15 protein-coding genes are annotated in these 15,142 nt (G+C 65.7%); 8 read left to right on the top strand and 7 right to left on the bottom strand.

What is annotated here, in order from left to right:
• Positions 1 to 167: 167 nt before the first annotated feature.
• The 6 genes from CT3_RS07220 (at position 168) to CT3_RS07195 (ending at position 3,797) form a co-directional block, all read left to right on the top strand.
• Complete coding sequence (locus tag CT3_RS07220; protein WP_066535637.1) at positions 168 to 737, top strand: RNA polymerase sigma factor; 570 nt, start codon at positions 168 to 170, stop codon at positions 735 to 737.
• Entirely contained in the window at positions 734 to 1,201 is a 468-nt protein-coding gene (locus CT3_RS07215) for a DUF3619 family protein (RefSeq protein ID WP_066535648.1), read from the top strand. The genes CT3_RS07220 and CT3_RS07215 overlap by 4 nt, the downstream gene beginning before the upstream one ends.
• A 19-nt stretch (positions 1,202 to 1,220) precedes the next feature.
• The gene (locus tag CT3_RS07210) at positions 1,221 to 2,111 is read left to right on the top strand and encodes a DUF3106 domain-containing protein (RefSeq protein ID WP_083520397.1); all 891 of its coding nucleotides are present in this window, start codon (positions 1,221 to 1,223) and stop codon (positions 2,109 to 2,111) included.
• 142 nt (positions 2,112 to 2,253) lie between these two features.
• Positions 2,254 to 2,769, top strand: a complete 516-nt coding sequence (locus CT3_RS07205) for an RDD family protein (RefSeq protein ID WP_066535651.1) — start codon at positions 2,254 to 2,256, stop codon at positions 2,767 to 2,769.
• Positions 2,770 to 2,790: 21 nt separating this feature from the next.
• Positions 2,791 to 3,198, top strand: a complete 408-nt coding sequence (locus CT3_RS07200) for a diacylglycerol kinase (protein ID WP_066535657.1) — start codon at positions 2,791 to 2,793, stop codon at positions 3,196 to 3,198.
• Complete coding sequence (locus CT3_RS07195; protein ID WP_066535660.1) at positions 3,195 to 3,797, top strand: LOG family protein; 603 nt, start codon at positions 3,195 to 3,197, stop codon at positions 3,795 to 3,797. The genes CT3_RS07200 and CT3_RS07195 overlap by 4 nt, the downstream gene beginning before the upstream one ends.
• A gap of 187 nt (positions 3,798 to 3,984) precedes the next feature.
• Here the strand turns inward: CT3_RS07195 and CT3_RS07190 are convergent, their stop codons facing one another.
• Both CT3_RS07190 and CT3_RS07185 read right to left on the bottom strand, forming a co-directional pair.
• Complete coding sequence (locus CT3_RS07190) at positions 3,985 to 4,323, bottom strand: P-II family nitrogen regulator (protein WP_066535662.1); 339 nt, start codon at positions 4,321 to 4,323, stop codon at positions 3,985 to 3,987.
• 52 nt (positions 4,324 to 4,375) lie between these two features.
• Positions 4,376 to 6,028 (bottom strand): NAD+ synthase, encoded by a 1,653-nt coding sequence (locus CT3_RS07185; RefSeq protein WP_066536217.1) that lies wholly within the window; start codon positions 6,026 to 6,028, stop codon positions 4,376 to 4,378.
• Between the two features lie 65 nt (positions 6,029 to 6,093).
• Between CT3_RS07185 and CT3_RS07180 the strand changes: the two genes are divergently transcribed.
• Positions 6,094 to 7,422, top strand: coding sequence for a GNAT family N-acetyltransferase (locus tag CT3_RS07180; protein WP_066535670.1), 1,329 nt, complete (start codon positions 6,094 to 6,096; stop codon positions 7,420 to 7,422).
• 53 nt (positions 7,423 to 7,475) lie between these two features.
• On the opposite strand, the gene CT3_RS07175 is transcribed toward CT3_RS07180, so the two are convergent.
• The 5 genes from CT3_RS07175 to CT3_RS07155 form a co-directional block, all read right to left on the bottom strand.
• Entirely contained in the window at positions 7,476 to 9,158 is a 1,683-nt protein-coding gene (locus tag CT3_RS07175; RefSeq protein WP_083520398.1) for a methyl-accepting chemotaxis protein, read from the bottom strand.
• A 79-nt stretch (positions 9,159 to 9,237) separates the two neighbouring features.
• Complete coding sequence (locus CT3_RS07170; RefSeq protein WP_066535677.1) at positions 9,238 to 9,729, bottom strand: chemotaxis protein CheW; 492 nt, start codon at positions 9,727 to 9,729, stop codon at positions 9,238 to 9,240.
• Between the two features lie 315 nt (positions 9,730 to 10,044).
• Complete coding sequence (locus CT3_RS07165) at positions 10,045 to 11,859, bottom strand: methyl-accepting chemotaxis protein (RefSeq protein WP_218568121.1); 1,815 nt, start codon at positions 11,857 to 11,859, stop codon at positions 10,045 to 10,047.
• A gap of 247 nt (positions 11,860 to 12,106) precedes the next feature.
• Positions 12,107 to 12,634 carry an inorganic diphosphatase gene (gene ppa, locus CT3_RS07160; RefSeq protein ID WP_066535678.1) on the bottom strand — a complete coding sequence of 176 codons (528 nt, stop codon included), beginning with the start codon at positions 12,632 to 12,634 and terminating at the stop codon, positions 12,107 to 12,109.
• A gap of 170 nt (positions 12,635 to 12,804) precedes the next feature.
• Entirely contained in the window at positions 12,805 to 13,335 is a 531-nt protein-coding gene (locus CT3_RS07155) for an Mpo1 family 2-hydroxy fatty acid dioxygenase (RefSeq protein ID WP_066535682.1), read from the bottom strand.
• A gap of 307 nt (positions 13,336 to 13,642) precedes the next feature.
• On the opposite strand from CT3_RS07155, the gene CT3_RS07150 reads away from it, so the two are divergent.
• Complete coding sequence (locus CT3_RS07150; protein ID WP_066536223.1) at positions 13,643 to 15,076, top strand: aldehyde dehydrogenase family protein; 1,434 nt, start codon at positions 13,643 to 13,645, stop codon at positions 15,074 to 15,076.
• The last annotated feature ends 66 nt before the right edge of the window (positions 15,077 to 15,142 follow it).

Raw genomic sequence — 15,142 nt, 5'->3', positions numbered from 1 at the left:
TGAGTGGACGCCGGACCGTGACCCGTTTGCCTTTTTGAAATGCAGCGAACATTATCGCACTGCAACACGCATTTGTACCGTTCATGCCGAAAATTCAAATGTAAATGCGATAATCACGTTTTCTCCTTGCCGCAATGCGGCCTTCGCCTTTCCTTGCGGCCCCTGCCTTGGCTACTGAACAAGAACTGTCCCAATTCCTCAAAGACGTGGAAAAACGTGCCTTCAAGCGCACGGTGTTCCACGTGCGCGACGAGGACTCTGCACTCGACATCGTGCAGGACAGCATGATCAAGCTGACCCAGCATTACGGGGACAAACCGCCGGAAGAGCTGCCCATGCTCTTTCAGCGCATCCTGTCCAACAGCACGCTGGACTGGTTCCGCCGCCAGAAGACGCGCAATGCCCTGTTCACCAACATCGGGGACTTCGAGCAGCGCGACGGCGAAGACGATGGCTACGACTGGCTGGAAAGTCATGCCAGCGACACTGCGCAAAAGACCGTGCAGAGCGCCGAAGATTCAACACAGCGCGCTCAGGTTTTGCAGAGCATCGAAAAAGAGATACAAGAACTGCCAGCACGTCAACGCGAGGCCTTCCTGATGCGTTACTGGGAGGAAATGGATGTTGCAGAAACGGCCGCGGCCATGGGCTGCTCCGAAGGGAGCGTCAAAACCCACTGTTTTCGCGCCATCCAGACCCTCAGCAAGGCATTGAAGGCCAAAGGAATCGAGTTATGACCACCAGCATCTCCACCGAAAGTGTTGCCGATCGTTTCGGCCGCAAGATCGCTGCACGCCTGAGCGCCGGTCAAGCCGATCTGCCCTATGTCGTGACCGAGCGCCTGCGCGCCTCCCGGGAGCAGGCCCTGTCCATGCGCAAGCGCGCCGTCAGCACCGTCGCCCGCCCGGCACAGGAAGCGACCCTGCACAGCGTCCAGATGGGCGCCGACGGCTCGGCGACCCTGGGCACCGGCCCGTCGGGCTGGATGCCACAGTGGCTGCGCCATGCGCTCACTGCCCTGCCCATTGCCGCCATGGTGGCCGGCATTGCATTCATCGGCGTGCAGCAAGATGCCAGCTCCACCCTGGAAGTGGCCGAGCTCGACACCGAGCTGTTGACCGACGCCCTGCCGCCCGACGCTTACACAGACCCTGGCTTCATCCAGTTCCTGCAAAGCAACCCATCCACCCCGGCGCACTGACGCCCAGTTTTCTGCCTGCATGCCCACCAGCCCACTGAACGCCTCCTCCACCCTGACCCGCGCCGCCACCACTGTGGCGGCTGCTGTGTTGTTGGGCCTGGCGATCGGCGGCGGCTGGGTGGTGTCACAGGTGCGCATGGCGCCCAGCGCCGTGCCGGCCGAGATGTCCGTCTCCTCGGCCTCCGGCAAGGCCCGTCGCTCGCTGTCGGCAGGCACCCACCAGACCCTGCAGCGCGCCAGCTCTGGCCCCGGCTGGAACGAGCTGACAAGCGTGCAGCGCGAAGTGCTCGCTCCCCTCAAGGAGCGCTGGGTCACCATGGGCGAGCTGACCAAGCGCCGCTGGATCAGCCTGGCCGACGGATTTGACCAATTGCCTCCCGAAGACCAGGAAAAGCTGCAGCAGCGCATGCAGACCTGGTCCAGCCTGAGCGTGCAGCAGCGCAACCAGGCACGCCTGAACTTTTTCACCAGCCGCCAGCTTTCGCCCGAGGATCTGCAAGCCAAGTGGGATGCCTACCAGGCTTTGAGCTCCGAGGAAAAGCGCCGCCTGGCCGCCAAAGCTGCCCCCAAGACACGGGGCGCCGCCACAGCCCTGCGCCCGCAGTCCAAACGCAAGCTGGCCACCATTCCCGCGGCCAGCACCACGCCGCAGACCGTGGCCAACCCACCCAAGATCCTGCTGCCGCCACCCCAACCGCCGGTGCGCCAGCAGCCGGCACCTGCGGCACCGGTGATCCCTCCCGTGGCGCCCCCACCGGTGCAGACTGCTCCGGTGGTGGTCCCGCAGGCGGCCCCCGTGATCAGCCTGCCGCCTTTGGGTGACAATGCACCCGTTGAGCAAGTGACCGACAGAGATGCCTCCGTCAGCCACTCGCACCCCGACTTCCCTCCCATCCACTCCCCGCAGTAAGCAGGGCTGACCTGCCCGCACTCCCATCGCAGAAGTGCTTGCCGACGGACGCGGTGCTGCAGCAGAGCATGCCCCATGCCGCTCCAGCACGCGCCGTAACGGTTCGCCCTGCCGCTGGCCGCCCGGAATTTGATCGCCGTCCGTGAACACCGCCGCACCACCCTCCACCTCCCCCTTGGCCCTGCAAGCCCCCAGCCTGCGCCGTCGCCTGGCCTGCTGGCTGTATGAAGGGCTGCTGCTGTTTGCCCTGCTCTTCATTGCCGCACTCATCCACGGCATGCTGGGCCTGCTGATTCCGGCGCTACAAAGCGCCCATGTGCTGCAGGTGGTGCTGTTCGTGGTGTTTGGCGCCTACTTTGTCTGGTTCTGGACCCGCGGTGGGCAGACCCTGGCCATGAAGACCTGGCGCATCCAGGTGGTCGACCCCCAGGGCCGCCCGCTGACCCGCGTACGTGCCCTGGCCCGCTACGCGCTGTGCTGGTTGTGGTTTCTGCCCCCGCTGGCCGTCGTGGCGCCGTTTCACCTGCCCGCCATCGAAAGCACCGTGCTGGTCTGCGGCTGGGTGCTGGTCTGGGCCGTGCTCAGCCGCTTTCACCCGCAGCGCCAGTTCTGGCACGATGTGCTGGCCGGAACCCGCCTGATATCGGTACAGTCCTGACACCTTGCTTCACCCGACGCCATGACCGCACCGACACCTTTTGACAACCCGCAGAAGCAGCGCACCGGGCTCACCCGCATCCTGCATGCCGGCGCCTATTCGCTGGCCGGCCTGCGCGCAGGCTGGAAGGAAAAAGCCTTCCGCACCGAAGCCATCCTGGCCATCGCCCTGCTCCCCCTCGCGCTGTGGCTGGGCCAGAGCTGGCTGGAGCGCATGTTCCTGGCCGCCACCGTGCTGCTGGTGCTGATCACCGAACTGCTCAACAGCGCAGTGGAAGCCGCCATCGACCGCATCGGCCCGGAATGGCACCAGCTGTCCAAGAACGCCAAGGACATGGGCAGCGCCGCCGTGCTGCTGAGCCTGCTGCTGTGCGGCGCCGCTTTTGTTTCTGCCTTGTACGCGCGCTTTGCCGCCGCTTTGTTTGCATGACCGCCACCAACACCCCCGCTTTTTCGATCTGCGTCTACTGCGGCTCCCGCCCGGGAGAGAACACCGCCTACACCGAAGCCGCCACTGCCGTGGGCCAGTGGATTGGCAAGCTGGGCGGCCAACTGGTCTATGGCGGCGGGCGCACCGGCCTGATGGGCACCGTGGCCGAAGCCACGCGCCAGGCCGGCGGCCGCGTGGTGGGGGTGATTCCCCAGGCCCTGGTCGACAAGGAACTGGCCAACACCGCCTGCGACGAGCTGCACATCGTGGCCAATATGCACGAGCGCAAGGCCATGATGGCCGAACGCAGCAATGCCTTTCTGGCACTGCCCGGCGGCATTGGCACGTTCGAGGAATTCTTTGAAGTCTGGACCTGGCGCCAGCTGGGCTACCACGACAAGCCCATCGGCCTGCTGAACACCGCTGGCTACTATGACCACATGCTGCAGTTCCTGGACAGCAGCGTGGCCAGCGGCTTCATGGGCCCCTGGCAGATGGACCTGATCCGCCATGGCACCGACATCGGTGCACTGCTGCAGGCCCTGGTCGAAGAAGCGGGCCTGGCGCCCGAAAGCCAGAACCTGCGCGGCAAGATCTGACCCCACCGCCCACGCCGACCGCACAAAAAAAGCAGCCCCAGGGCTGCTTTTTTGATGGGAAAGTGGTCGCGCTGCTGGAGATCGCGGCTTGGGATCGCTGCGGGCGCCCGGCTGGAGCAATGGGCCCTGCTGAAAGCTGCGCAAGCCTGCCCAGCGCCACACCCGCTGGCCGGGAAAGGCCGCCGGCTCAGATGGCGGCGTTGTCCAGGTCACCGGTGCGGATGCGCACCACACGCTCCACGGGGGTGACAAAGATCTTGCCATCACCGATCTTGCCCGTGCGGGCAGCGGCCACCACGGCATCCACGCAGCGGTCCACATCTTCGGTGGCCACCACCACGTCGATCTTCACCTTGGGCAGAAAGTCCACCACGTACTCCGCACCGCGGTACAGCTCGGTGTGGCCTTTCTGACGGCCAAACCCCTTGACCTCCGTCACAGTCAAGCCCGTCACGCCGCATTCGGCCAGCGCCTCGCGCACCTCTTCCAGCTTGAACGGCTTGATGATGGCGGTGATCATTTTCATAGTGGGATTACTCCAGAGCTAGGTTGTGAAATTTGCGGTGCGCCCACGGGCTTCAGGCCCGGAACGCGTTGGTAATCGGGTAGCGCCAGTCCTTGCCGAAGCTGCGCGGCGAAACACGGATGCCCACCGGCGCCTGGCGGCGCTTGTACTCGTTGATGCGGATCAGCCGCGTGACCCGGTCCACATCCGCAGCAGGATAACCGTCGGCCACCAAGGATGCCATAGGCTCGTCATTTTCCATGTAGCGGACGATGATGGCATCCAGCACCTCATACGATGGCAGGCTGTCCTGGTCCTTCTGATCCGGGCGCAGCTCGGCGCTGGGCGGGCGGGTGATGATGCGTTCCGGAATCGGATTGGCACCGGTGCCGTAAGGGTCGTTGGCATTGCGCCAGCGCGCCAAGTCGAACACCCGGGTCTTGAGCACATCCTTGATCACGGCAAAGCCGCCCGCCATGTCGCCATACAGCGTGCAGTAGCCGGTGGCCATTTCGCTCTTGTTGCCCGTGGTCAGCACCACGGAACCATGCTTGTTGGACAAGGCCATCAGCAGCGTGCCGCGAATGCGGGCCTGCAGATTCTCTTCGGTGGTGTCTTCTGCCAGACCGGCAAAGTCGCTGGCCAGTGCTGCCTTGAAGGCCTCGAACTGCGGTGCGATGGCGATTTCGTCATAGCGCACGCCCAGGCGTTCGGCCATGTCACGGGCGTCAATCCAGCTGATGTCGGCCGTGTAGGGCGAAGGCATCATCACCGTGCGCACCTTGTCCTTGCCCAGCGCGTCCACGGCAATCGCCAGCACCAGGGCGGAGTCGATACCACCGGACAGCCCCAGGACGGCGCTGGGAAAACGGTTTTTGCCCAGGTAATCGCGCACGCCCAGCACCAGGGCATCCCACAGGGCGGCATCGGGCGTCTGCTCCGGGCAAATGTCGCCTGCCAGCTCCACCGCCCCCTGGACCACCGTGGCGCGCAGGGCCACCAGGCTCTCACGGAACGAGGGCCCGCGCACGACCACGGAGCCCTGCCCGCTCACCGCCACGCTGCCGCCGTCAAAAATCAGTTCATCCTGCCCCCCCACCAGATGGGCGTAGACCAGCGGCAAGCCGGTTTCGGCGGCGCGCTGGCCCAGCACGCGCTCGCGCTCCTGCTGCTTGTGGTGGTGGAAAGGCGACGCATTGAGCACCGCCAGCAACTGGGCACCGGCGGCCTTGGCGGCCATGGCGGGTGCCGGCTGCCAGGCATCTTCGCAGATCAGCAGGCCCACGCGCACGCCGGCCAGATCGATGACACAGCTGCGGTCACCCGGCACAAAGTGGCGCTGCTCGTCGAACACGCTGTAATTGGGCAGACACTGCTTGTGGTAGCTGCGTTCCACCACACCGCTGCGCAGCACACTGGCAGTGTTGTAGCGGCGGCGCTCTTCAGGGTAGTCCACCACCGTGGGGTGCCCCACCACCAGCGCCAGACCCGGCCAGGACAGCGTGGCCTGGGCGATGCGCTCCAGTTCGCGGTCACAAGCCGCCTGGAAGGCCGGGCGCAGGTACAGGTCTTCGGCCGCATAGCCGCTCAGTGCCAGCTCGGGCGTCAGCAGCAGCTGCGCACCGTCGGCATAGGCCTGGGTGGCGGCATCGATGATTTTCTGGGCATTGCCGGGCAGATCGCCCACGACAAAATTCAGCTGGGCGATGCGAATAGAAAGCGTCATGGAAGGCATTGGGGCCGAAGCGGCCTGCATAAACTGTGCGGAACGAGACCCTGCCTGCGCCCCGCATGACTGAAAAGCCCATTATCACCCGCGTGTTTACCTCCGTGCAGCAGATTGCAGCAACGGCCTGGGATGCCCTGTTGGCACTGCAGATGACCCCCACCCCCTTCATGCGCCACGCCTACCTGTCAGCCATGCAGGACAGCGGCAGCGCCGTGCGGGAAACCGGCTGGGATGCGCACTTCATCACCCTGTGGCACACCGGGCCGCATGGCGAGCAACTGGTGGCCGCCTGCCCGCTGTACCTCAAGGCCCACTCCTGGGGTGAATATGTGTTCGACATGGCCTGGGCCCGCGCCTACCACGAGCATGGCCTGGCCTACTACCCCAAGGCCGTGGTGGCCGTGCCCTTCACGCCCGTGCCCGGCAGCCGGCTGCTGGCCGCCAGCGACGCGCTGCGTGTGCAGCTGGTGCAGGCCGTGCAGGACTGGTGTGCCGCACAGCAGCTGTCGTCCGCCCATGTGCTGTTCGGGGATGCGGCAGACCATGCCGCTCTGCAACAAGTGGGCTGGATGCCGCGCGCCGGCGTGCAGTTTCACTGGCAAAACCGGTCCTCGCCCCTCTCCATGGCCCCTCACGCCCCGCCTGCCGAAGCGGCCTGCAACCCCACGAGCGGCCCTTATGCCGACTTCGATGATTTCCTGGCCCAGCTGCAGCAGGCCAAGCGCAAGAAAATCCGCCAGGAACGCCAGCGCGTGGCCCAGGCCGGTGTGCAGTTCCAGGTGCAGGCGGGGCGGCAGATCCGCGCGGCCGACTGGGACTTCTTCTACCGCTGCTATGCCCAGACCTACCATGAGCATGGCAACCCACCGTATCTGAACCGTGACTTCTTCGCCCGCATGGCGCAGGACCTGCCCGGCCACTGGGTGCTGTTTGTGGCAGCACGCGGCGGCCAGCGCATGGCATGCAGCCTGATTGCGGTCAGCGCGGATGCCACACCCGGCCCAAACGACCGCCATGGCGAAGCGTGCGCTGCGGATACGCTGGCGCATCTGGCCCTGCCAGCGCCCACCGCCGCACTGCACGGTGCCACGGCCTATGGCCGCTACTGGGGGGCGCTGGAGCGGGTGGATTGCCTGCACTTTGAAGCCTGCTACTACCAGCCGCTGCAGTGGTGCATCCAGCACGGGCTGGCGGCATTTGAAGGCGGCGCCCAGGGCGAGCACAAAATGGCACGCGCCCTGCTGCCGGTGGCCACGGCCAGCTACCACTGGCTGGCCCACCCGGCATTTGCCGATGCGGTGGAGCATTTTCTGGAACGCGAGGGCGAAGGCATGGCCCACTATCTGCAGGAACTGCAAGCCCACAGCCCCCTGCGCCACAGCGCTGGTTAGAGTCTCCAGGGACGCCCAGGGACGTTGGCGGGGCCCACTGCGGGCCCAGGCGTTCAGAACACGTCGGTGGCCACTGCCATGGCAGCGGTCTTCTTGCGCAGCCCCAGCACACGCCCCCGCGATCCCACACTGGGCGGCTGCGCCGGCACTGCCGCGAAGGCCACCGATGCGCTGGAAGCGCCATGGTGCACTTCACTGTCGGACAGGCGGAAGACCTCCACCGCCTGCAGCAGCTCCTGGGCCTGGCGGCGCAGACTGTCGGCCGCAGCGGCGCTTTCCTCCACCAGGGCGGCATTCTGCTGGGTGACGGTGTCCATCTGTGACACAGCCTCGCCCACCTGGGTCACGCCCTGGCTCTGTTCAGCGCTGGCGGTGCTGATCTCGCCCACGATGGCGGTCACCTTCTGGATGGAGTCCACCACCTCGGCCATGGTGTTTCCGGCCTTGTCGACCAGTACCGTGCCCTGCTCCACCCGGCCCACGCTTTCGGAAATCAGCGCCGCAATCTCCTTGGCCGCTGCGGCACTGCGGCTGGCAAGCGAGCGCACCTCGCTGGCCACCACGGCAAAACCGCGGCCTTGCTCGCCAGCACGGGCCGCTTCCACGGCGGCGTTCAGCGCCAGGATATTCGTCTGGAAGGCAATGGAGTCGATCACCCCCACGATGTCGGCGATCTTGCGGCTGCTGTCATTGATGCCGCGCATGGTGGTCACCACCTCGCCCACCACATCGCCGCCGTGCACCGCCACATCGGCCGCCGTGCGGGCCAGCTGGTTGGCTTCGCGGGCATTCTCCGCATTCAGGCGCACGGTGGAGCCCAGCTCTTCCATGGAGGCCGCTGTTTCTTCCAGCGAGCTGGCCTGCTCTTCGGTGCGGCTGGACAGATCGGCATTGCCGTTGGCGATCTGGCTGCTGGCGGAGGCCACGCCTTCGGCATTGCGGCGCACTGCCCTGACCGTCTCTGCCAGACTGGACTGCATGCGCTGCAAGGCGGAGAACAGTTGGCCCAGCTCGTCGGTGGTGTGCACCTCGATGCGGCTGCTCAGATCGCCGCCCGCCACCCTGTCGGCCAGGGCCACGGCACGCTGCAGCGGTGTGCGGATGGAACGGGTGATCCAGAGACCCGCAGTCACGGACAGTGCCAGCGCCAGCAGCACGGCCACACCCATCACCCATACGCCGTTGGAAAAAGCGGCATCGGCCTTGCGCGACTCACTGTTGGCATCGTTGGTATTGATTTCGAGCAGCGTGTCCAGCGTGGCCGACGAGGCGTTGTAGAGCTGGAGCGACTCGCCGTTCATGAACTCGCGGGCCTTGTCGCTCTCCCCGCTGCGCGACAGCCGAAACAGCCGCTCCATCAGCACCACATATTCCTTGCGCTGGGCCAGCAGGGTTTCGTAGGCGCTGCGTTCGGCCGGGGAATCCACCAGCGGTGCATATCTGGCCTTGATGTCATCCATGTCGCCCTGCAGCTTGGTCATCTGCTGCTCGATGCTGGCCTTGTATTCCGGGCTCTCGTTGTACACATGGCGCAGCTCCAGCAAGCGCGCCTCGATGATGTGAGCCCCCAGCTTGTTGATCAGCTCCACACTGATCAGGTTGTTGCTGGTGATCTGTTTGGTGACAGCGTTCAGTGTCGACAGCTGCAGCAGCGCCGCGCCGGCCACACCCAGCAGCAAGACCACCAGCATCCCGAATGCTGCGGCCAGCCGCGTTGATATCTTCCAGTTCTGCATGTTTCCCTCCCTGTTGTGTATCCCATTCCATGACGGTGCTGCGGCGCACCATGCCAATGTTGATGGGCCGACCGGCGCTTCAGGCCGCGTGCGCTGCCGTGCGCAACACGCCCATGTCCTGCGCTGTCAGCATGGCGGCGATGTCCACCACGATCAACATGCGCTCGCCCACCTTGGCAATGCCCTTGATGAAAGCCCCATCCACCTGGGACGAATCCTGGAACTGCGGCGCGGGTCGCAGCGCCTCGTGCGGGATCTGCACCACGTCGGCCACGGCATCCACCACCACGCCCATCATCGACTGGGCCACATTCAGGATGATCACCACCGTGAACGGCGTGTACTCGGAGCTGGCACAGGCCAGCTTGAGGCGCAGGTCCACGATGGGCACAATCACACCGCGCAGATCGATCACCCCTTTGATGAACGCCGGGGCGTGGGCGATGCGGGTGGGCGTTTCATAGGAACGGATCTCCTGCACCCGCAGGATGTCGATGCCGTACTCCTCTTTGCCCAGGCGAAAGGTCAGGCACTCGGAAAAGCCGCTGCTGGCGGCATGGTGCTGCGTCATCTTTACCCTCCCCGGCCTGCGGCCAAACGGTCCTGAACATGCCGACACCCGCACCAGGCCCATATACCGCAGGCTAATGCAGGGAGCGTGCCAGCAAGCTGCCGCAGCAGCCCGCCCGTCCTGCGCCCAGGGCCGGACGGCAGAGCCTCCCTGCGCCACAGAACAGGCAGGCACAGCGCGCCTCCAGACCGGCCCACAAAAAACCCCCATGCACCGGGGCGGTGGCATGGGGTGGAGGAACGGCCTGCTTTGTGGCCATTCAGACATGGATGCACGCAACGCGGCTGGCCGGAGCGGTGCAGTGCGGAAAAGGCGTTAGAACTGCTCCCACTCGTCGTCCGCAGTGGCCGTGGTTGCCGCGGCAGTCGGGAGCGCCGCCTTGGCCGACGTGGCACGCACGGGAGTGGGTCCAGATGGGAGGCCGGCCTGGGCCCGTTGCGGCGCAGGGGCTTCGGCAGAAACAGATACGGGGATGGCAGGTGCAGCAGCGCTGCGCGGAGCGGCCGGCGGTACAGGGGCCACCGCGGCCACCGGAGCCGCCCATTGCGCGCCACCGGCGGTGCGAAAACGTGCCACGGCCTGCACCAGATCGCCGGACTGGCGCTGCAGGCTGTCGGCCGCTGCAGCGCTTTCCTCCACCAGCGCGGCGTTCTGCTGGGTGGCGGTGTCCATCTGGGTGATGGCATCGGCCACCTGGGACACGCCTTCGCTTTGCTCGGCACTGGCCGCCGTGATTTCACCCACCAGATCGGTCACGCGGCGGATGGCGCCCACCACTTCGGTCATGGTGGCACCAGCGCGGTCCACCAGTTGGCTGCCGGTCTGGACCCGCTGCACGCTTTCGTCGATCAGCAGCTTGATCTGCTTGGCCGCTTCGGCACTGCGCTGGGCCAGCGTACGCACTTCCCCGGCCACCACGGCAAAGCCGCGGCCCTGCTCACCGGCGCGGGCCGCTTCCACGGCGGCGTTCAGCGCCAGGATATTCGTCTGGAAGGCAATGCCATCGATCACGCCAATGATGTCGGCAATCTTGTGGCTGCTGTCGTTGATGCCGCGCATGGTGCTGACCACCTCACCCACCACCTCACCACCCTGGACAGCCACGGTCGAGGCACTCATCGCCAACTGGTTGGCCTGGCGGGCGCTTTCGGCATTCTGCCGCACGGTAGAGCCCAGCTGGGCCATGGCCGCCGCGGTCTGCTGCAGCGCGCTGGCCTGCTCTTCGGTGCGACTGGACAGGTCGCTGTTGCCCTGGGCAATTTCGCTGCTGGCCGTGGCCACCGATTCCGCGTTGTGGCGCACATGTTCCACCACTTCACCCAGGCTGTCGCGCATGGCGCTCAAGGCATTGAGCAGCGCACCCATTTCGTCCTTGCCGCCTTGCGGCACGGTCTCCGCCAGGTCGCCCTGGGCAATGCGGCGCGCCACCTGCACCGCCTGCGATGCCGGCCGCGTGACGGCACGTGTCACCAGCCAGGCGCACAGCAGCGCCAGCACCACGCTGGCCGCCATACCGGCCACCACCCACCACCAGGCGGCGGCATAGACCTGCTGGCCCGCCGTGCGGGTACGGTCGGCCTCGTCCAGGCTGTGCTTCATCAGCTTGCCAACGGTCTCGGCCAGAGCCACAAAGCTCACCTCCGCCTGGCCGGCATACAGATTGGAGACGGTGTCGCCCAGCAACAGATCCCCGCTGCCCTGGGTGTAATCCTTGGCCTGCGCCTCCTTCAGGAATTGCGCATGGGTGTCCAGATAGGCGCTGCGGTTTTGCTGGTAGGACTGCATCAGCTGCTTTTCGGCCTCGGAACGGGGCAGCGAGTCATAGGACTTTTCCACGCCCTGAATCAGCTGCAGCAGCGCTTCGGACTGCTTGGTGATGCTCTGCACCTCCTGCAGGCTGTTGGCATTCAGGATGCCGGCTTCCATGCGGCGAAAGCGGTTCCACTGGCCGCGCAGATTGCCGGTATCCGCCACGCTGGGCATGGAATGGTTGCTGACCGTTTCCATTGCGGCATTCAGCCGCTGGAGCTGCCACAGCGACAGCCCACCTACCACCAGCGTCAAGAACACGACCAGGGCAAAACCACCAAACAGCTTGGTGCCCACCCGCATATCAGACCATCGCAACATACGCCCTCTCCTTGTTGTAAGGAGTGCCAGCGGCACCCGCCCACCACCAAGCCCCGGCAGAGGCCGACCAACGGCGAGCCGACAGATGTTACAAAAAAACGCGCATTCCCGAAGAGGAACGCGCGTTCTCGCGGCGATGGTGTCAGCTTGGCGTGCCTGTCACCCAGGCAGCCGGGGCCGGCAATGTCAGCCTGCGAAGGCCGACCGGTCCAACCATTCTGACAATAGGGATACCGCCTGCGGCGGATCAGCCCTTGTAGGCAGCGATGCCGTCGGTGATTTCCTTGTGGGCCACATCCACGCCCTTCCAGCCCAGCACCTTGACCCACTTGCCCTTTTCCAGGTCCTTGTAGTGCTCGAAGAAGTGAGCGATCTGCTGCAGGGTCAGCTCATGGATATCGCTCAGGTGGTTGATCTTGTCGTAGGAAGGCAGCAGCTTCTGGGTGGGCACCGCCAGCACCTTGCCGTCCACGCCGCCTTCGTCTTCCATCTGCAGGATGCCGATCGCGCGGCAAGGCACGACCACGCCACTGGGCAGGGGGAAGGGAGTCATCACCAGCACGTCCACCGGGTCACCGTCGCCGGCCAGGGTCTGGGGCACATAGCCGTAGTTCACGGGGTAGTGCATGGCCGTGCCCATGAAGCGGTCCACGAACAGGGCGCCGGTTTCCTTGTCCACTTCGTACTTAACGGGAGCGGAGTTGGCCGAGATTTCGATGATGACGTTGAAGACTTCAGGGGCCTTGGCGCCGGGGGTCACATTGTTCAGAGACATGGTTCTGTGTGGGTGGGTTGAAACAAAAGCCCGCAAGGGGCCAGCCCGTGCATTTTAGGGGTTCACCCTTGCCGGCTTCTTGCAGCCGCACGGAATATCCGCACCGCCCGGCACAGCGCCTGCCGCACTGCGCCGGATCAGGCGACGTGCCCCCCTGCTCCCCCCCGCTCTCAGTTGGCCTGTGCCTGGCGCTGGCGCACCGGGCCACTGCGCGCTTCGATGGCCTGCTGCACCTCGCGGCGCAGGCCCAGGCCAAAGCCCATTTCGGCCATCACGAACAGCGGACCGATCAGCAGGCCCACGATGTCGTCCATGAAAGCCGGCTTGCGCCCTTCGTAATAGTGACCGATGAACTGGATCACCCAGCCCACCATAAACAGGCCCAGGCCCCAGACCAGCCAGACGCTGGTGGCCTGCTGGGCCAGCGGCGCAGCCACGGCCAGCATGGCGGCCAGCACTGCGGCCATGGCCAGCCCGTAGCGCAGGTCCAGCAGCAGGTAGTAACTGCAGGCCAGCATGGCGGCAATCACGGCGGGCGACACCGGCACCCCACCCAGCGCGGCAATGTCCCAGGCCGGGCGCGACAGCAGGATCACGACGGCTAGCTGGATCATGGGAACGCCAAAGAAATGGGTCAGGATGTTGCGCGGGTCGCGGTGGTAGTCGGCGTACTGCGACAGCTGATCGGTCAAGGTTTTCATGGGGCGTCTCCGGCTGGGGCTACAGAGCGAAAAGGTGAGAGAAAATCAAAAAAGCACGCTTGTTCACTTCGGCGCATATTCCTGCGCCCGACACCATTTGTCCACTGGGGGCATCCCGCGCAGCCTCTGGCCGGTCACCGACTGCGGGAAATTCCCAGGCGCTTCACTATTAATAGCCCCCTGCTCTTTCCCTGTCTAAATCAACGGCGCACCTGATTGCGCAGCCGGACCACCATCTTTGCGGCAGCGCAACTCGATGATGGCTGTGCGACTGGTGCCGCCCGCGCAGATCGCCACAATGGCCGGCATGCTCTACCACTACATCGCCAACGCCTCCGTCCCGTCCACCTCCGGCCGCACGATCGCGGTGATTGATCCGTCGGACGGCCAGCCATTTGAAGACATCCAGCGCGGCAACGCCGAAGACATTGCCACGGCAGTCTCTGCGGCGCGCCAGTGCTACGAGACCGTGTGGCGCAAGACGCCGGCCGTCGAGCGCGGACGCCTGCTGGCCCGCCTGTCCGCCCTGGTGCTGGAGCACGGCATGGAGCTGTCGGCACTGGAGCAGCGCGACTGCGGCAAGCCCACCAAGCAGGCCCAGGCCGACACCCTGGCGCTGGCGCGCTACTTCGAGTTCTATGCCGGGGCCTGCGACAAGCTGCACGGCGACACCATTCCCTACCAGGACGGCTACAGCGTGCTGACCTGGCGCGAGCCCCATGGCGTGACCGGCCATGTCGTGCCCTGGAACTATCCGATGCAGATCTTCGGCCGCTGCGTGGGCGCGGCGCTGGCAGCAGGCAACACCTGCGTGGTCAAACCGGCGGAAGACGCCTGCCTTTCGGTGCTGCGTGTGGCCCAGCTGGCAGCCGAGGCCGGCTTTCCGCCCGGCTGCATCAACATCGTCACCGGCTACGGCCACGAGGCAGGCGATGCGCTGGCCCGCCACCCGGATGTGAACCACCTCAGCTTCACCGGCAGTCCCCATGTGGGCACGCTGATCCAGCAGGCTGCGGCCGAGCGCCATGTGCCCGTCACGCTGGAGCTGGGGGGCAAGAGCCCGCAGATCGTGTTTGAAGACGCCGACCTGGACGCCGCCATCCCCACGCTCATCAACGCCATCGTGCAGAACGCCGGCCAGACCTGCTCGGCCGGATCGCGCCTGCTGGTGCAGCGCAGCATCTACGAACCGTTGCTCGAACGGCTGGGCGAAGCCTTTGCTGCACTGCGCGTGGGCCCGGCCGCCATGGACCTGGATGTCGGCCCGCTGATCCGCCAGAGCCAGCAGCAGCGCGTGTGGGACTTTCTGTCGGACGCGCAGGTGGCCGGCATTCCGGTCGTGGCCCAGGGCCAGATCGTGGAAGAAGCACCCGAATCTGGCTTCTACCAGGCTCCGACGCTGCTGCGCGATGTGCCACCCGACCACCGCCTGGCGCAGGAAGAGGTGTTTGGCCCGGTGCTGGCCGCCATGCCGTTTGACGATGAAGCCGACGCCATCCGCCTGGCCAATGGCACGGATTTCGGTCTGGTGGCCGGTGTGTGGACGCGTGACGGCGCGCGCCAGTTCCGCATGGCGCGGGCACTGCGCTGCGGCCAGGTCTTCGTCAACAACTACGGCGCGGGCGGCGGCGTGGAGCTGCCGTTTGGCGGCGTCAAATCCAGCGGCCACGGCCGCGAAAAAGGGTTTGAAGCGCTGTACGGCTTCACGGTGCTGAAAACCGTGGCCATCCGCCATGGCTGACCGCCGCGGCGCTGCAGCACACTGAGCCGCACCGGACAGCGCGGCGCCGGCTTTTTCGCTAGGATG

The sequence above is a fragment of the Comamonas terrigena NBRC 13299 genome, from assembly GCF_006740045.1.
GTDB lineage: Bacteria > Pseudomonadota > Gammaproteobacteria > Burkholderiales > Burkholderiaceae_C > Comamonas > Comamonas terrigena.
This window is presented reverse-complemented; position numbering and strand designations above follow the sequence as displayed.